This window comes from Paenibacillus sp. FSL M7-0420, from assembly GCF_038002345.1.
GTDB lineage: Bacteria > Bacillota > Bacilli > Paenibacillales > Paenibacillaceae > Paenibacillus_AQ.
Genome location: NZ_JBBOCJ010000001.1, coordinates 4389687 through 4407676, shown reverse-complemented (window position 1 = coordinate 4407676; position 17990 = coordinate 4389687). Strand labels below are relative to the sequence as shown.

12 protein-coding genes are annotated in these 17990 nt (G+C 53.2%); all 12 read left to right on the top strand.

What is annotated here, in order from left to right:
- The first annotated feature begins 2 nt into the window (after positions 1 to 2).
- Positions 3 to 1829 carry a sensor histidine kinase gene (locus MKX51_RS18870; protein WP_340993460.1) on the top strand — a complete coding sequence of 609 codons (1827 nt, stop codon included), beginning with the start codon at positions 3 to 5 and terminating at the stop codon, positions 1827 to 1829.
- Positions 1826 to 2848 (top strand): substrate-binding domain-containing protein, encoded by a 1023-nt coding sequence (locus tag MKX51_RS18865; RefSeq protein WP_340993459.1) that lies wholly within the window; start codon positions 1826 to 1828, stop codon positions 2846 to 2848. The genes MKX51_RS18870 and MKX51_RS18865 overlap by 4 nt, the downstream gene beginning before the upstream one ends.
- Positions 2849 to 3212: 364 nt before the next feature.
- Positions 3213 to 4283 (top strand): galactose ABC transporter substrate-binding protein, encoded by a 1071-nt coding sequence (locus MKX51_RS18860; RefSeq protein WP_340993458.1) that lies wholly within the window; start codon positions 3213 to 3215, stop codon positions 4281 to 4283.
- A 161-nt stretch (positions 4284 to 4444) separates the two neighbouring features.
- The gene (locus tag MKX51_RS18855) at positions 4445 to 5956 is read left to right on the top strand and encodes a sugar ABC transporter ATP-binding protein (RefSeq protein ID WP_076079224.1); all 1512 of its coding nucleotides are present in this window, start codon (positions 4445 to 4447) and stop codon (positions 5954 to 5956) included.
- Positions 5957 to 6065: 109 nt separating this feature from the next.
- The gene (mglC, locus tag MKX51_RS18850; protein WP_076079225.1) at positions 6066 to 7073 is read left to right on the top strand and encodes a galactose/methyl galactoside ABC transporter permease MglC; all 1008 of its coding nucleotides are present in this window, start codon (positions 6066 to 6068) and stop codon (positions 7071 to 7073) included.
- Between the two features lie 523 nt (positions 7074 to 7596).
- Entirely contained in the window at positions 7597 to 8727 is a 1131-nt protein-coding gene (locus MKX51_RS18845) for an IS4 family transposase (RefSeq protein WP_340993457.1), read from the top strand.
- A 746-nt stretch (positions 8728 to 9473) separates the two neighbouring features.
- Complete coding sequence (locus MKX51_RS18840; protein WP_340993456.1) at positions 9474 to 11435, top strand: WG repeat-containing protein; 1962 nt, start codon at positions 9474 to 9476, stop codon at positions 11433 to 11435.
- 264 nt (positions 11436 to 11699) lie between these two features.
- The gene (locus tag MKX51_RS18835; protein WP_340993455.1) at positions 11700 to 12473 is read left to right on the top strand and encodes a CAP domain-containing protein; all 774 of its coding nucleotides are present in this window, start codon (positions 11700 to 11702) and stop codon (positions 12471 to 12473) included.
- A gap of 449 nt (positions 12474 to 12922) precedes the next feature.
- Positions 12923 to 13843 (top strand): GDSL-type esterase/lipase family protein, encoded by a 921-nt coding sequence (locus MKX51_RS18830; protein ID WP_340939768.1) that lies wholly within the window; start codon positions 12923 to 12925, stop codon positions 13841 to 13843.
- A gap of 48 nt (positions 13844 to 13891) precedes the next feature.
- Entirely contained in the window at positions 13892 to 14875 is a 984-nt protein-coding gene (locus MKX51_RS18825; protein WP_036732945.1) for an ABC transporter ATP-binding protein, read from the top strand.
- A complete protein-coding gene (locus MKX51_RS18820) occupies positions 14868 to 15857 on the top strand; it encodes an ABC transporter permease (RefSeq protein WP_036732948.1) in 990 nt (329 codons plus the stop codon). The genes MKX51_RS18825 and MKX51_RS18820 overlap by 8 nt, the downstream gene beginning before the upstream one ends.
- A gap of 73 nt (positions 15858 to 15930) precedes the next feature.
- Positions 15931 to 17913 carry a DNA topoisomerase IV subunit B gene (parE, locus tag MKX51_RS18815; RefSeq protein WP_340939771.1) on the top strand — a complete coding sequence of 661 codons (1983 nt, stop codon included), beginning with the start codon at positions 15931 to 15933 and terminating at the stop codon, positions 17911 to 17913.
- Positions 17914 to 17990: the final 77 nt, after the last annotated feature.

Below are 17990 nucleotides of genomic sequence, written 5' to 3'. Positions count from 1 at the left end.
CCATGAACAAGCCGAGGGGTTATTTCTTCCCGCTGCGGCCGGGGTCCCGCAAGAGCGGCAGGCTGCGCCTGTCCTCGAAGCTGCGGAGCATTCAGCTGATCATCACGCTGACGTTCATGGCGGTGACTGCGGCGGTGGCCGTAATCGTTAGTATTATGCTGTACGGCAAGTTCGCCAACACGGCCGAGGAGAATGCCAATCTCAACATGCAGCAGATCATCGAGCAGGTGAACTATAACCTGGAGCTGTATGTGAAGGGGATGGGCAGTATTTTTGCGACCGCCGAGAAGCAGATTACCTCTACGCCCTCCATCGATTCCCCGCTGCTCTATGAACGGATGGATACCCTGATGAGCAGCCGCGAGGATCTGGTGTCCGTGGCTGTTTTTACACCGCAGGGGAAGTATGTGGTGGGGACGCCGGGGCAGACGATGCGCATGAACACGGGGCTTGAGAGCCAGAGCTGGTTCACCACAGCCAAGCGTACCTCCGAGATCTCCTATTCCGCCCCGCATATCCAGAATCTGTTCAAGGGCAGGTATACCTGGGTAGTCTCCATCTCCAAGCTGATTCAATACAGGGAGAACGGGGAGCTGAGAACCGGTGTGCTGCTGCTGGACTTCAACTTCAGAACGATTGACGAACTCAGCAAGCAGGTCAAGCTGGGCAAAAGAGGCTACGCCTACATCCTCGACCCGCTCGGCAATATCGTCTACCATCCGCAGCAGCAGCTCATCTACGCCGGGCTGAAGTATGAGAATGTGGAGCCGGTGCTGGAATACGCCTACCGCAGCTACTTGGACGAATCGACCGGGGAGAAGCGGTTTATCACCGTACGCACGCTGGCGCAGACCGGCTGGAAGATTGTCGGGGTGGCCTATTACGATGAGATTGTCACCACCAAGCGGGATCTCAATCAGTTTCTGGCGTGGTTTCTTGCGGTTGTTCTCGTCTGTGTTATTGCGGTGTCTGTCTTCCTGTCCTGGCTGATTGCCAGCCCGATCCGCAAGCTGGAGCGTACCGTGAAGCAGGTGGCGGAGGGCGATCTGAATACGCCGATTAACGTCAGCGGAGCCTATGAGGTAGAACAGCTGTCGAGGCGCTTCAACATGATGCTCCAGCGTATCCGCCAGCTGATGGAGCAGATCATATATGAGCAGGAGACGAAGCGGAAGGGCGAGCTTGAGGTGCTGCAATCGCAGATCAACCCGCATTTTCTGTACAATACGCTGAATTCTGTCATCCGGCTGGCAGAACGCGGCAAAACGGATGAAGTCGTCACCATGATCCAGTCGCTCTCCAGATTCTTCCGCATCAGCCTCAGCAAAGGCAAGAACATTATCACCATCCAGGAAGAGCTGGACCATATCCGCCATTACCTGGTGATTCAGAGCTTCCGCTTCAAGAATAAATTCCGTTATGAGATTACGGCGCAGGAGGAGGTCCTGGAGTGCCAGACGATCAAGCTCATTCTGCAGCCTATCGTGGAGAACGCGCTCTATCACGGGATTGAAATGCTGCCGGACGAGGGGCTGATCTCGATCACCGCCGGGCTTCAGGACGGGCTAATCCTCATCAGGGTCAGCGACAACGGCCTCGGGATGTCCAGGGAGACGGTGAACGGCATTCTAAGCGGAAGCGTCAAAAGCACCAGCGGATCAGGGGTCGGTGTCCGGAATGTGCACGAACGGATCGGCCTGTATTACGGGCGGGAGTACGGGCTTGCTTTTCAGAGTGAGCTGGAAGAGGGGACGGTTGTGACGATTGTGTTCCCGGCTCTCCCCGCGGGAGAGGCTATGGATAAGCAGAAGGAGGAGACGAACCTGTGAAAAGCCTGCGTGTATGGCTCACCGTGCTGCTGTGCGGCGTGCTGTGGATCTCTGTATCTTCTTGCTTTAACGCCTCGCCAGCTTATATCAGCACCAGCAAGACGCGGAATATCCACCTGATTGTCAAGATGAACAAAGGGGATTACTGGAACACCCTGAAGCTCGGAGCAGAGGCTGCGGCGAAGGAATTCAATGTCAATCTGACCTTCAAGGCGCCGGATTCAGAGAGTGATATTGAGGAGCAGGTCGTCATGGTGGAGGAGTCCATTAAGGAGAAGGCGGATGTGATTATTCTCGCGGCCAGCAGCTATATGGGACTGGCGCAGGTCGTGGATCAGGCGGCGTATTCCCGAATTCCGGTGATTTCAGTCGATGCGGAGGTCGGCTCTGCCAAGGTTCGGACTTACGTGGGGTCGAACGGCTACGAGGCCGGACAGAAGTCCGCCGAACGGCTGATTCAGCTGCTGGGGGGCTATGGCGAGATCGGGATCATTAACTTCACCAATTCGTCGCTTACCCCGGACTCCGGCAAGACGGGCAGTATCGACTATGGTGCGCGGGATGCAGATGAGCGGGAAAAGGGTTTTCTGAATTATGCCGCCCGCTTTCCTAACGTTAAGGTCGTACAGATCGCCTACACTTCCTCCAGCACCTCCGACGCCGAGAATCTGACCCGGGAGATGCTGAACAAGTATCCCGGGCTGCGCGGTATTGCCACTTTGAATGAAATTGCTTCACAGGGCGCGGCCAGGGTGATTCAGGGTCTGGAGAGGGATAGTGTGAAAATGATTGCTTTCGACAGCTCGCCCTCAATGATGGAATCGCTCCAGGATGGCACTGTGCAGGCGACCGTCATTCAAAATCCGTTCAGCAACGGGTATCTGGCGGTGAAATATGCCGTGGAGGCACTCGAAGGCATGGATATTCCCGAACGTGTGGACACCGGCACCAAGCTCATCGATCTGGAGAATATGCTGTGGCCGGAGAATCAGAAGCTGCTGTTCCCGTTTGTAAGGTAGCAGAAATTTAAGATCTATATAGATTGAACAAAAACTTAAGTTAAAGGAAAAGTGGCGGAGGGGAATTTTGGAACTGGAGGAGCGGTAGCGACCGCCTTTGTCTGCGGATTTCAACCGTTAAAAACGGGATAAATCAAGAAATCTGGAGACAACAGCGGCCGGAAGTCCAAAACTTCTCTGGAGTCACGGTTAATCCCAAAACATAAAAAACCATTAGTTCAATGTATATTGATAGTAGAATTTTCATGGAAATGAGTAGGATTTTATATTCGCAACCGTTTTCACGTAGGGCATAATAAGGATGTACCCGGGACACACCGGGATCATCCCAAATAAAGAAATATCCTCAGGAGGTCAATTAGACATGAAAAAAATCACTTCCGTTCTACTTGCAAGTGCATTGCTGGGTGCTGCTCTAGCAGGCTGCGGCGGCAACAATAACAAGGCGGCTGACCCAGCTAACACAGGAACTGCGGCTAACACGGCGAATTCCGGTTCTGCTGAGACTCCGAAGGTCGGTGTAGCGATCTACAAATTCGACGACACGTTCATGACGGGTGTCCGCAACGCCATCGATGCTGCTGCCAAGGGCATTGCCACTGTTGATATCGTAGACAGCCAGAATTCTCAGCCTACACAGAACGATAAGGTGGATCTGTTCATCACCAAGAAATATAACGGCATGCTGATCAACCCGGTAGACCGCACCGCTGCGGGCGTCATCATTGACAAAGCCAAGACCGCGAACATTCCGGTGGTCTTCCTGAACCGCGAGCCGCTGCCGGAAGATATGAAGAAATGGGATAAGGTCTACTACGTAGGCGCTAAGGCTGAAGAGTCCGGCACCATGTCCGGCCAGCTGATCGTGGACTACTGGAAAGCACACCCTGAAGCGGACAAGAACGGCGACGGCGTGCTGCAGTATGTCATGCTGAAGGGTGAACCGGGACACCAGGATGCAGAACTTCGCACCACCTATTCCATTCAGGCAATCGAAGATGCAGGCATCAAGGTAGAGAAGCTGGCTGAAGATACCGCGATGTGGGATCGTGTAAAAGGCCAGGAGAAAATGGCAGCGTTCCTCGGCTCCCACGGCGACAAGATTGAAGCCGTACTGGCCAACAACGATGACATGGCACTCGGCGCGATCGAAGCTCTGAAGGCTCAAGGCTACTTCAGCGGCGACAAATACATGCCGGTTGTAGGCGTGGATGCAACGGCTCCTGCGGTTCAGGCCTTGCAGGATGGAACGATGCTCGGTACCGTACTGAACGATGCCAACAACCAAGGTAAAGCAGCGATCACCCTGGCCGCTCTGCTGGCCAAAGGCGAAACGCCAACCAAAGAGAACGTAGGCTTCGATATCACAGACAACCAATTTGTATGGATCTCCTACAAAAAGATTACCAAAGACAACGTAGCAGACGCCAAGTAATCCGTTAACAGGTGCAAGGCTACAGATACAGATACGTATCATAGATACCAGTCCCGGAGGGCGCTGCAATGCGCTCTCCGGAATTCCTTACGGGTAGGGAGCAGGATGGAACCGCTGTGCCTCTCATGGAAAAAGAAAAAAAGCGTAGGGGGCGTAACAACATGGCAAATACGGAATTTTTGCTGGAAATGAACGGCATTACCAAAGAATTTCCCGGCGTGAAGGCGCTGGATGGAGTCAGCATTAAGGTTCGTCCGGGCTCGGTTCATGCACTTATGGGCGAGAACGGGGCAGGCAAGTCCACACTGATGAAATGTCTCTTTGGAATCTATTCACCGGATGCCGGTGAGATCTTCCTGGATGGCCAGAAGGCCTCCATCTCCAATTCGAGCGAAGCACTGAAGCACGGCATCTCGATGATCCATCAGGAGCTGCACCCTGTACCTTTCCGCAGCGTGATGGAGAACATCTGGCTGGGACGTTTTCCAACCAAGGGCATCGGGCCGCTTCAGTTCATTGACCACAAAAAAATGTTCACAGACACCGAAAACTTATTCAAAGATCTGGATATCGACCTGAATCCCGAAACACTGGTGGGCAAGCTGTCTGTATCCAAGATCCAATCCATCGAAATTGCGAAGGCGGTCTCTTTTCACTCCCGCGTGATTGTCATGGATGAGCCAACCTCGTCCTTAACCAGCGTGGAAGTGGAGCATCTGTTCCGGATCATCCGGGACCTGCAAAAAAGAGGCGTAGCTATTATCTATATATCTCACAAAATGGAAGAAATCCTGGAGATTTCCGATGAAGTGACGATTATGCGTGATGGTAAAAAGATCGGCACCTGGCCCTCCGCCGAGCTGACCACGGACCTGATTATCTCCAAGATGGTCGGGCGTGATCTGACGAACCGTTTCCCGGAGCGCACCAATGTTCCAGGCAAGGTGTTCATGAAGGTGGAAGGTCTGACCTCACCCGAGCCCAGATCCTTCAAGGATGTGTCCTTCGAATTAAGACGCGGGGAGATTCTGGGTGTCGGCGGTCTGGTCGGCGCACAGCGAACCGAAGTTATTGAAGCGTTGTTTGGACTGCGCGCGGTGAAATCCGGCTCTATCTCGATTGACGGCAAGAAGGTGAAGATTAACTCTCCGCAGGATGCGAAGAAGCACGGGCTGGCCCTGTTGACTGAGGAGCGGCGCGTGACGGGGATTTTTCCGGTGCTGTCTGTGCATGAGAACGGCGCCATCGCCAACCTGGACCGTTACAAGACGCCTTACCTGCTGCTGAACGGCCGCAAGAAGAAGGTTGAAGTCGATAAAATGATTGAAAAGCTGCGGACCAAAACGCCAACGACCAAGACACAGATTATGAATCTCTCCGGCGGGAACCAGCAGAAGGTGCTGCTGGCCAGATGGCTGCTCACTGAGCCTGAGGTGCTGCTGCTCGATGAGCCGACCCGCGGAATTGACGTCGGTGCGAAGTTCGAAATCTATACGATTATTGCCGACCTGGCGAAGCAGGGGAAGAGCATCATTATGATCTCCTCGGAAATGCCTGAGCTGCTGGGGATGTCTGACCGTGTTATGGTGATGTCGGAAGGACGGCTTACAGGAATATTAGAAGGTGCGCAGGCTACGGAAACCGAAGTGATGCGTCTCGCTGCACAGCATTAATCAGGAGCTATACTCACAGGACGGCGAAGACCATAGGGCTGCTGCAAGGCTGAAGAAGCTTAGCAATGAATGCTTAAACTTCGCGTAACAATTAAGGAGGAACACAATTATGACTATTAAAAGAGCGCAGTCCTTCGTGACTCAAAACGCAATCTACATCGTGCTGGTACTGCTGATTATGGGGATCATCATATACGAGCCAAGCTTCATGTCCATCAATACCTTGCGGGATGTCCTGATCCAGTCCTCCACACGCGTGATTATTGCGCTCGGGGTGGCCTTTATCCTGATCACCGCCGGGACCGACTTGTCGGCAGGCCGGGTGGTCGGCTTCACTGCTGTTATCTCAGCGTCCATGCTGCAGATACCCGATTACTCCCGCCGCTTCTTCCCCGATCTGCCGCAGGTGCAGGTCTGGCTGCCGATTCTGATTGCCATTGTGGCCGGCCTGCTCTGCGGTCTCGTCAACGGGATTATCGTATCTAAGCTCAACGTTCCGCCGTTTATCGCCACTCTGGGCACGATGCTCATCGTGTACGGCTTGAACTCGCTCTACTTCGATATGGACCCGAACCAATCCCAGCCGATCGGCGGATTGCGTTCCGACTTCACCGACATCGGCTCCGGCTTCATTGGCAGCGGCCAGTATTCCATCCCGTACATCGTGCTCATAGCCCTCGGAGTCGCGGCGATAGTCTGGGTGCTGTTCAACAAAACCAAGCTGGGTAAAAACATGTACGCCATCGGCGGCAACATGCAGGCAGCCAAGGTATCCGGGATCAATGTCTCCAAGAACCTGATCTACATCTACGCTATCGCTGGTGCCCTGTACGGTCTAGCCGGTGTGCTTGAAGCAGCCAGAACCGGCGGCGCGACCAACAACTACGGGAACATGTATGAGCTTGATGCCATCGCAGCCTGCGTAGTCGGCGGCGTATCCACCACCGGCGGGATCGGTACCGTCCCAGGCGTCCTGGTCGGCGTTATCATCTTCACCCTGATCAACTACGGCCTGACTTTCATCGGCATCAGCCCGTACTACCAGCTGATCATCAAAGGCCTGATCATTATCGCGGCTGTATCGTTTGATATGCGGAAATATTCATCGAAGAAGTAGGCTTGGGTTCGGTGATTAGTCGTACCTGCGGGGCTTTTGGACTTCCGGCCGCTGTTGTCTCCAGATTTCTTGATTTAAACCGCTAATCGCGGTAGAAATCCGGAGACAAAGGCGGACGCTCCGCTCCTCCAGTTCCAAAATCCCCTCCGGTACTCCTATCACCTCACCAAGGGTGGGGAAGGCAGGACAAAGAGCGTTTGCGGTATCCACGCAAACGTTTTTTGGCTTACCCGGATTTGTCACAGCGTTGCTCCTAATCATGAGAATACATTTGCCTGCAGTGGTGAGTATTGGACCTCAAGATGCTACCGCTCCTTCAGTTCCAAACTCCCTCCCGCTACTACATCTCAACCCAATGTGAATTGTTGTAATAAATGCAACTCCGGCGGGCTGGAACAGGGTAACTCAGGGTGAATGTTGCACGAATTACAAGCGTGTTGATTTCCCAAAAAAAGGGACAAAAAAGGCCGCCATTTCGGGTAATGGTAAGTACGACCAAACCAAACCGAAATGAGGCGACCTCATGAATAAATATACCCCATTCTTAGCCGTTTTCAAACAAGTACTAACACCGGAAGAAGTCCAAATGGTGACCGGACAGACCGAGGACTACGAGGATACAGCAACCAAAATGACCGTCGAGTTGCTGCTCGATTACTTTGTCCAAGCCTGTTACCACAAATGGGACGGCTTCCGGCAAAGTGCCCGCTTAGGCCCAAGCGTTGACTTGCCCGAGATTCATTACTCCACGTTTTCCGGCAAGGCCGGTGAAGTCCCTTACGACATCTTCAAACGTATCTTTCAAATGCTCGTCCAGAAATGTAACCGGCACACCCGTCGGCACCTAAATCTGCCTAAAGATCTTCTACTGATTGACTCTACGACGGTTACGGCGGCAAACTCCCGGATGTCTTGGGCTCCGTATAAAAAATTCAGAGGAGGCATCAAGCTGCATGTCGCTCTTTCGCATGGACAGCATTCACCCGTGAATGTGGTCGAATCGATTGCCAGGCGCAATGACGCTCCATTTGGAGAAGTTTTGGCCGATAAGGACTACCTTTTAGTTCAGGATCGGGCGTATGGAAAAATCGGTCGATTGGATCAATATGTGCAGCAAGGTCAGTCCTTTGTGATTCGTCTGAAAGACAATCTCCATTTGGTGATGCCGCGAAAGCTTCAGCGACCGGCGGAGGGAGACACCAAAATTGTACGCGATATCACCTGTTATATTGGTCAAGGCAAACACCAATCCGCCCAGCGCCACCGCGTCGTTGAATTTGAAAATGACCGGGGTGAAGTGGTACGAATTGTGACCGATTTGAGAAAAGAGTCCGCTCATGTGATTGCTGAAATGTACAAAGCACGCTGGGAAATTGAAGTCTTTTTCCGCTGGGTGAAACAGCATTTGAATGTCCCTTGTCTATTTGGAACCACCGAAAATGCAGTATATAGCCAATTGTTTGTAGCCCTTGCCACGTATGTGCTTTTGAAATACATTTTTGATGAAATTCACCCGAAGGTACCGGTCTTTGCTGAGCTGACTCTTTGGGAATTTATGCAGCACTGGCGTATATTTAATCTTCCGCTGGAGTGGCAGGTTCAGTTTAATCTGCTCAGGCGTAAAGAACATTTAGGTGTTTTTGTCATCCCATAATATGGGTAATCAACACGCCTGCATTTTGTGCAGGATTTCGCAGCTAATAGTGACTAATTAATAGTTTTATTCTGTTCCAGAGGCGCAGATAGCAGGGAGTGGGCGGCAGGAGCGAGAGGTGGCAAGTGGCAAGTAGTTAGCAATCAGGTAGCAGGCAGTGGGAGACAAGCAGTTAGCAATCAAACAGCAGGCAGCGGGAGGCAAGTAGTTAGCAGTCAGATAGCAGACAGTAGGGGGAAGGAGTTAACAATCAGCCTGCGGACAGCGAGTGGCAAGAGGTTAGCAGTCAGGCCAGCGGTTAGGTGTGATACGTATGCGTATTTACTTATTTCTCCAATTTTATGAATAGTGTTTTATGCCTCTATCCTTTACAAAGTTTTTTTAACCCTTTGCCTGCCCAGCAAAGGGTTATTCTCATATTTCAAGGGCAGGCACAGCAGCCCTTGTATCCCCGGTACACACCCTCCAAAAGGGTGTGTTTGTGTTGCCCTTAAGGTTTACCAACAAAAAGGCAGCAGTAACGGAGGGGATTTTGGAACTGGAGGAGCGGGAGCGTCCGCCTTTGTCTCCGGATTTCTACCGCGATCAGCGGTTTAAATCAAGAAATCTGGAGACAACAGCGGCCGGAAGTCCAAAACTCACCGCAGTTACGACATCGCCTTTCTGTTTTTTAACGCCCAAGCACACCCTTTCCCCCTCACTCTCATAGTCTATAGGCAAAAGCCTTTGTAAAGGAGAACGACAACATGCTGAGGATTAAGCTGAACGAGCTGGGAAAAGGGAACGACAACGGTTTGATTCAGACGGAGGTATGGCGGTGGGACGGCATCGGCTGGAATGAGTGTATTCCGCAGCAGGAGGAGGATTTCATCCGTGCGGAAGAGGATTTGTTCGTGACAATCCCGGCAGAGGCGGGCTTATACCGTGTAGACTACTCCAAAAAGCCACTGGAGGCGCTCATTGTGCTTCCGGATGACGGCGGAGGCCTGCGGGCAGCGCTGCTGCATCCGGCTCCTTTTAAGCTTAAGGATGGGACGCTGTGGGGATATATCAACAACGAAGGCCGGATTGTGATTGAGCCGAGATATGATTATGCGGAGGAGTTTCAGGAGAATGGCCTGGCGGTGGTGCAGCGGGGGAATGTCAGCGGTCTGATTGACAGCTCCGGGCGGGAGCGGGTCAAACCGGTCTACAATTTTATTGGTCCTTTTTCCGAGGGGCGGGCCGTGGTGTCGGATGCGAAGGGCTATACTTTTATTGATGAAAAAGGTAAAGAGGTGACGTCCGCGCGCTATGACTATCTGAATTCGCTGCACGAAGGCCGTGCGCTGTTCTCCAAGCAGAATACTACCGGGGGGAACTCGCTGTATGGCTACCTGGATGCTCAGGGCAAAGAGGTGCTGCCAGCCGTCTATCTGGATGCCGGGGATTTCTCGAACGGGACTGCACTGGTCAAAATAGCCGAAGGGGAATATGCGCTGATTGATGTTCATGGCGTGGTGCTGCATACGTACAAACACCCTTTTGTCGGGTATCCGGGAGATGGGCTGCTGGCCTTTCAGGCGACGGAGGATGGAAAATACGGCTATCTCCACACGGACGGCACGGTTGCTATCCAGCCGCAGTATACGGCAGCTCTGCCGTTCTCGGAGGGCCGGGCGGTGATTAACACAGCCGCTGATTATGGCAACGCCTACGGTCTGATCGACAAGCAGGGGAAAATGATCATTCCCGCCGTCTATTATGAGGTGCAGCAGCTGGGGGAGAACCGAGTGGCGCTGGGGACCCCGCTGTATGCAGATCAGCCCTACAGAGGCTCCAGCTATGTCATCGCCGATGCGCTGACCGGAAGAATTCTCAGCACCCACCCGCTGCTGGGCGTGAACAATTATCAGCAGGGACTCGCGTCGGTGTATGATGCCAAGGATACGTATTTTATTGACACCAGCGGGAAAAAAGCCGCCCAGCCCCCGGTCATCGCAGGCTCAGGATCACTGTCCTTCAGCGGCAGCCTGATCCGCGCGGATATTGATCTGCGCACCTCCTATTATGACCGTAAAGGCAAGCAGGTCTGGCGGCAAAACGGGGTCATTCCGCTCAGACCGCCATACTCTGTGCTGGAGAAGAAATACAAGCCTAACCGGGATTATCTGGTCTATTATCCGGTCGTGGAAGGGATCGCGGTTGCCGAGGTCTCGAAGGCGGTGAATGACAAGCTGCGCAATCTGTCGCTCGCTTATGGCGCGGGGACGGGTGGAGGTACGCAGGATTTCAGCTATACGGGAGATTTCGCCGTATCCTTCTTCCGTAAGAATCTGCTGGTGCTGGAGCTTAGCGGTTATCATTTTCCGTTCGGCGCTGCGCACGGCATGCCTACCCGGATCTATGAGCATATCAACCTGCGCACCGGCAAGTTCTACACGCTCAGCGATCTGTTCAAGCCCGGCAGCAAATACGTGCAGAAGCTCAGTGACATTGTCGGCAAGCAGATTGCGAATGATCCGCAGTATTCCTATGTTTTCCCTGATACGTACAAAGGCATTACAGCCGATCAGCCCTTTTATGTGGATGCGGAGGCGCTGTACCTGTATTTTGCACCTTATGAGATTGCTCCGTACGCCGCAGGATTTCCAACCTTCCGCATTCCGTATGCTGAGATTATGGGCCTGATCTCGACCGAAGGGGAGTTCTGGCAGTCTTTTCATTAAAATAAGCGATAGAAGCGCCGATATATAGGATAGATACAGCCGTCCTGAAAAGGACGGCAATGCTGTTTTCTTTTGCCGCTGCTGGAGGGACAAGCCTTCCTATTCTATGAAATCCTTTCTATCTATAAAATGACAGAATTTAGAAGCGCACAGCTGATAGTTTTGTGTTACAATGACCTAGGAACAGATTACAACTTTGTAACATTTGTAGACCGACGCCCTGGCAGCACGATACATCACAACGAAGAATAAGGAGATGGCAGAATGAAAAGCAAGACTTTGAGAAGAGTGATAGGTGGAAGCGTAGCCGCTGTTATGGCGCTTGGCATTTCTCTTCCATTACAAGCAAACGCAGCAGCAGCCGGTGCCCCTGCGGCAGCCGGATCAGATATGAATTTCGCACAGCTCATGGACTATTTCACACAGAACAATTCGAAGACTTTTGTACTGGGTGGCAACACGTACACTGTCACTAAAACCTTTGTATACACAACGCCAGTTGCAGCTGCCCCGGCAGCACAGCCGGCAGCTCCGGCTAAGCCGGTTGCCACCGCAACACCCGTGGCTACAGCGGCACCGGTAGCCACTGCTAAGCCAGCCCCCGTGGCCACTGCAAAACCTGTGGTAACCCCGGCCCCATCTGCGGTTCCTGCAGTTGGCAATAACGCCTCCAGTTACACACAGCAAGTAGTCGCACTGGTGAACAAAGAGCGCGCTGCAGCTGGACTAGCTCCTGTCTCCGCACTGGACAGCCTGAACAAAGTGGCTGCGGCGAAGGCTGCGGACATGCGCTCGAATAACTATTTCTCACACACCTCTCCGACCTACGGATCACCTTTCGATATGATGTCGGCATTCGGCATTACGTATAAGGCGGCTGGTGAGAATATCGCTATGGGCCAGAAGACCCCTCAGGAAGTTATGACCGCGTGGATGAACAGCCCGGGTCATAAGGCTAACATCCTGAGCACGAACTTCAACTACATCGGCGTTGGCTTCGATAATAACTACTGGGTTCAGGAATTCATCGGTAAATAATATAAGCTAATCAAAGTAACTTAAAGTAACGTAACGTTAACTCGCCCTCCGGCATTGCCGGGGGGCGTTTTTATGTTTTTGTAGATGGTCTTGATACGATTAGCGCAGCGCCATCGTGCCGCAGTCCGCGGTCTTGCACGATCAGCGCAGCGCCATCGTGCCGCCCTTACTGCTTCCACCGTTTAGGTGTGAAGCGGCGGAGGGGATTTTGGAACTGTAGGAGCGATAGTGTCCGCCTTTGTCTCCGAATTTAAACCGTATAACGGTTCATTCAATAAATTTGGAGACAACAGCGGCCGTAAGTCCAAAATCACCGCAGCCGCGCCCCCCACCTAAACAAACCCTTTTCGTTTGCAAATTGTGCAAAGAAGAATTATGTTTATCTACATAGTTAATAATGTTGTGAATGATGGAAGAGGCAGAAGAGTACGGCAGATGGAGGGATAGCATTGAAGGATTCCAAATGGACCTGGAGGACAGTAAGCCTGGTGTCCATCCTGGCAACTTTACTTTTGATTACAGGATTTGTGTATGCAGTGGGCGATATCCTGAACCCGAAGGGGGAGCAGTTCCTCTCCTCCCTTCCGCAGGAGACGGCTGCACCGACAGCCGCGGCAAGTGACGAATACAAGATCCTGGCGCTTGGTGATTCTCTGGCCAAAGGGACCGGCGACAACTCCGGGCAAGGGTTTGTTAGACGGACCGTAGATGCCTTGTCGGCCAATGGAGGAAAGGCAGAGCTGCTGGGCAATATGGGCATTAACGGCTTGACCACCGCTGCCTTGCAGAGCAAGCTTCAGGAGGAAGGGGTGCAGTACGCGCTGCGTCAGGCGAATGTCATCCTGATCTCCATCGGCGGGAACGACCTGTTCCGGGGCTCGGATATTCTGGGGACCGGCGGGAGCAGCGGACAAGCAGCCGCCTCTGCGAAGCCTTCGGAGCAAGCGGTACCTCAGAGCGCGGAAGCCCCTGCCAATAACAAGGTAGAAGGCACCACCCCGGTTCCAACCGCGTCTGCAGGTGATCTGACCCCGGAATCGCTTCTCTCCGCGCTGCCTGGGGCCGCCAAACGGCTGGGCAGCATACTGGATACAGTTGCAGAAGTGAATCCGCAGGCCCAAGTCTATTACATCGGACTGTATAATCCCTTCGGAGATATCGAGGGGCTGCTAATTCCCGGTAATCAGGCGGTAACGGCGTGGAATAATGCGGCGATGGATATGATCAACAAGCATCAGAACATGACGCTGGTCCCGACCTTTGATCTGTTTGACCGCCATTTGGCGAAATACCTGTCGAATGATCATTTTCACCCGAACGGGGACGGCTATCAGCGGATGAGTGAGCGGATTGTTCAAGCGGTTCGCTGACAGAATAATTTTTTGAACAGAAATGACTGTGGCAAGGAGCTGTATAAGATGGCGAGAACCATTCATGAGGCACCGGGGGAAGAGGTCGTCCTGTCCGCCCGGGGAGTCCGCAAAAAAATCGGCCGCAAATGGATTATAGATGATGTCACGTTTGATGTGAAAAAAGGCGAAATCTTCGGCTTTCTCGGTCCGAACGGAGCCGGCAAAACCACAACCATCCGTATGCTGGTGGACCTGATCCGCCCGAGCGAAGGGACGATTACCGTCTGCGGCTATAATGTGAACCGGAATCCGGAAAAAGCGCTGCAATACGTCGGCTCCATCGTCGAGAATCCCGAGGTTTATACGTATCTGACGGGCTGGGAGAACCTGCAGCATTTTGCCCGCATGCAGCCCGGCGTGGATGAGCAGCGGATTGCCGAGGTCGTGGAAATTGTGCGGCTTGATCAGCGCATTCAGGATAAAGTCAGCACGTATTCGCTGGGGATGCGCCAGCGGCTCGGTATCGCCCAAGCTCTGCTCGGCCGTCCCCGGCTGCTGATTCTCGATGAGCCGACCAACGGCCTGGACCCGAAGGGGATCAAGGAGCTGCGCGAATTCATCCGTAAGCTGGCGGACGAAGGGCTGGCGGTCTTTGTGTCCAGTCATCTGCTGAGCGAAATTCAGCTGCTGTGTGACCGGGTAGCCATTATCAGCAAAGGCCGTGTACTCGCTGTTGGCGCTGTAGACGAGCTGGTTGCCCGTAACTCGCCTTATGTCCTGTGGGAGCTGGAGCCGCTTCAGCGGGCAAGAGACATCATGGCCGGGCGGCCGGATATCGCGCTGCTTCATCTGGACGAGGTTACCCTGGATGACTCGGTCATCGCAGGCATGGGCGTGAATTCCCTGGTTACGGCGATGGACGAGGAGCTGATCCCGGAGATTGTTGCCGTGCTGGTTGCACAAGAGGTGGAAGTCCGGGCTGTGCATAAAATCAACCCTACACTGGAACAGCTATTCTTGAAGCTAACGGAAGGTGAAGCCATTGACTAACCTGCTGCCGCTCATTCGAAATGAGTGCCTGAAGATTATTAAAAAGAAACGTTTCTATGTCATCCTGCTCATCCTGCTTGTGCTGGTGCCAATGTTTACCTATGCGCAAATGCGCATAGCCGAGCGCAGCCGTGACAAATTTAACTCTGACTGGAGGCTGGAGATCCAGCAGCAGATTACCGACAACCAGAACTCGCTCGGCAGCGACCGGATTCCGGAGGAATGGAAGTCGTACCGGCGGATTTTTCTCCAGCAATTGCAGTATTATCTGGACCATGATGTGAATCCGAACGAGCCGAGCGGAGTAACGTTCACCCGGGAGTTTGTCAATAATTCCGTCTCCCTGTTCATTCCGCTGCTAATCATGGCGGTTGCCTCCGACCTCGTCTCCGGGGAGCGGACGACAGGCACGATCAAAATGCTGCTGACCCGCCCGGTCAGACGCTGGAAGGTACTGTTCAGCAAAATGGTAGCGCTGCTGATGTTCGTCTCGCTGATTGTCCTGTCCGTATTCGTAATCAGCTATCTGATATCGGGGCTGGCTTTTGGCTATAAGGGGTTCAATGTTCCAGTCTTTACAGGCTTCCAGCTGAACGGTGATACTGTGGATATGACTAAGGTTCATGCTGTGGAGCAGTGGAAGTATCTGCTGATGCAGGGCGGGCTGATCTGGTATGTCAGCATCGTGGTGGCTCTGCTGGCCTTCATGGTGTCGGTGCTGGTCCGCAGTACGGCTGCTAGCATTGTAGTGATGATGGCAGCGCTGATTGCCGGAACGATCCTGACGAATATGGCTTCCGCCTGGACGGCGGCCAAATATTTATTTATGGTCAACATGGAGCTGACGACTTATTTAGCGGGCACTCCCGCGCCGATAGAGGGCATGACATTGGGCTTTTCGATGGCGGTTCTGGGCATTTGGGGACTTGCGGCCGTAATCATTTCATTCGCCGTCTTTACGAAACGGGATATTTTGAATTAGAATGTACAAAGTGAACGAAAACGTTTGTTTGCATTTTTAGAGAGACAGGAAGACAAGTGAAGGAGGAGCATGAATGCTCGAACAGATCGATATGTTTGCAAAAGTCTCTAAGAACGGCGAAGCAGGCCGGACTGGATACGATGCTGACGACATTCAGGTGCTCGAAGGTCTGGTTGCGGTCCGCAAACGGCCCGGCATGTATATTGGCAGTACGAGTTCCTCGGGTCTGCACCATTTAGTATGGGAAATAGTGGATAATGCCGTAGATGAGCATTTGGCGAAGTTTTGCTCGAAGATTGATATCACTTTGAAAAAAGACGGATCGGTAACCGTGATTGACAACGGACGCGGAATCCCGACCGGAATGCACAAGACAGGAGTCCCAACGCCGCAGGTGGTATTCACCATTCTGCATGCAGGCGGCAAATTTGGCGGCTCCGGCTACAAGAAATCGGGCGGCTTGCACGGGGTCGGGGCTTCGGTAACCAATGCGTTGTCCGAGTGGCTGGAAGTGGAGATTTACCGGGAGGGCAAGATTCACCGCCAGCGCTTTGAATACTGGGTCGACAAGAACGGCAAAGAGCATGTCGGTGAGCCTGTAACCGGTCTTGAGATACTGGGAAATACGAATAAAACCGGTTCGAAGATTACCTTCAAGCCGGATATTCGCGTCTTCTCCGCAGGCATTGCGCTGAGTTATGATACGCTGGCAGAACGGGTACAGGAGATTGCCTTCCTGAACTCCGGCCTGCGGATCATTCTGAGCGATGAGCGCAGCGGCCGTCAGGATGAATTCTTCTACGAAGGCGGCGCCAGCCAGTTCGTGCAATTCCTGAACGAAGGCAAGGATGTACTGCACGATGTAATCCATTTCAGCTCCGAGAAGGACGAGATCGAGGTGGAAATCGCGCTGCAGTATAATGCGGGGTATACGGAGACGATCGCTTCTTTTGTCAACTCCATTCCTACCCGCAGCGGGGGAACACACGAGACAGGCTTCAAGACAGCCTATACCCGTGTACTGAATGATTACGCCCGCCGCACGCAGCTGCTCAAGGAGAAGGATAAGAATCTGGAGGGCAATGATCTGCGCGAAGGCATGATGGCGGTCATCAGCATCAAGATGTCGGATGTGGAGTTTGTCGGACAGACGAAGGATCAGCTCGGAAGCGCATCTGCCCGCAGCGCTGTGGACTTCATCGTCTCCGAGCGGATGGCGCGGTTCCTGGAAGAGAATCCCCAAGTTGCACAGAGTCTGCTGAAAAAATCGATCCAGGCCTCCAAGGCCCGTGAAGCGGCCCGCAAGGCCCGTGATGAGATCCGCAGCGGCAAGAAGCGCAGTGAGAGCTCGAACCTGGGCGGTAAGCTGTCACCTGCACAGTCCAAGGACGTTACACGTACCGAGATTTTCATCGTCGAGGGCGATTCAGCCGGCGGCTCCGCGAAGCAAGGCCGGGATTCCAAGATTCAGGCGATCCTGCCGCTGAAGGGCAAGCCGATGAACCCCGAGAAGGCCAAGCTGCTGGATATCCTGAAGAACGACGAATACAAGGCGATCATTTCGGCAATCGGTGCGGGAATCGGGCCTGATTTTGCCGTAGAGGACAGCAATTATTCCAAAATCATCATTATGACCGATGCCGATACGGACGGAGCGCATATTCAGGTGCTGCTGCTGACCTTCTTCTACCGCTACATGAAGCCGCTGATTGATGCCGGTAAGGTCTATATCGCCCAGCCGCCGCTGTATAAGCTGACACGTAAATCGGGCAAGCTGGAGACGGTCCGCTATGCCTGGAGCGATGAGGAATTGCAGAATTATCTGAAGGAATTCGGGAAGAATTTCGAGCTGCAGCGGTACAAGGGACTGGGTGAGATGAACCCGGACCAGCTGTGGGAGACTACGATGAATCCCGATTCGCGTACGCTGCTTCAGGTGCAGATCGAGGATGCTGCCAAGGCGGAGCGCCGCGTCTCCACCCTGATGGGCGATAAGGTCGATCCGCGCAAGCGCTGGATTGTCGAGAACGTCGACTTCACGGAGATCGTGGAGTAACAAAGATCGTAAGTAGTAGTGGGAAGTGACGATACCTTCCGCTGTTTTTAATTTTTTGATGATCGGTTTAAGCGAAG

Excerpts from the sequence above, each read along its gene's own strand:
- MKX51_RS18870 (WP_340993460.1), top strand. The coding sequence starts at position 3 with ATGAACAAGCCGAGGGGTTATTTCTTCCCGCTGCGGCCGGGGTCCCGC.
- MKX51_RS18860 (WP_340993458.1), top strand. The coding sequence starts at position 3,213 with ATGAAAAAAATCACTTCCGTTCTACTTGCAAGTGCATTGCTGGGTGCT.
- MKX51_RS18855 (WP_076079224.1), top strand. The coding sequence starts at position 4,445 with ATGGCAAATACGGAATTTTTGCTGGAAATGAACGGCATTACCAAAGAA.
- mglC (WP_076079225.1), top strand. The coding sequence starts at position 6,066 with ATGACTATTAAAAGAGCGCAGTCCTTCGTGACTCAAAACGCAATCTAC.
- MKX51_RS18845 (WP_340993457.1), top strand. The coding sequence starts at position 7,597 with ATGAATAAATATACCCCATTCTTAGCCGTTTTCAAACAAGTACTAACA.
- MKX51_RS18840 (WP_340993456.1), top strand. The coding sequence starts at position 9,474 with ATGCTGAGGATTAAGCTGAACGAGCTGGGAAAAGGGAACGACAACGGT.
- MKX51_RS18835 (WP_340993455.1), top strand. The coding sequence starts at position 11,700 with ATGAAAAGCAAGACTTTGAGAAGAGTGATAGGTGGAAGCGTAGCCGCT.
- MKX51_RS18825 (WP_036732945.1), top strand. The coding sequence starts at position 13,892 with ATGGCGAGAACCATTCATGAGGCACCGGGGGAAGAGGTCGTCCTGTCC.
- parE (WP_340939771.1), top strand. The coding sequence starts at position 15,931 with ATGCTCGAACAGATCGATATGTTTGCAAAAGTCTCTAAGAACGGCGAA.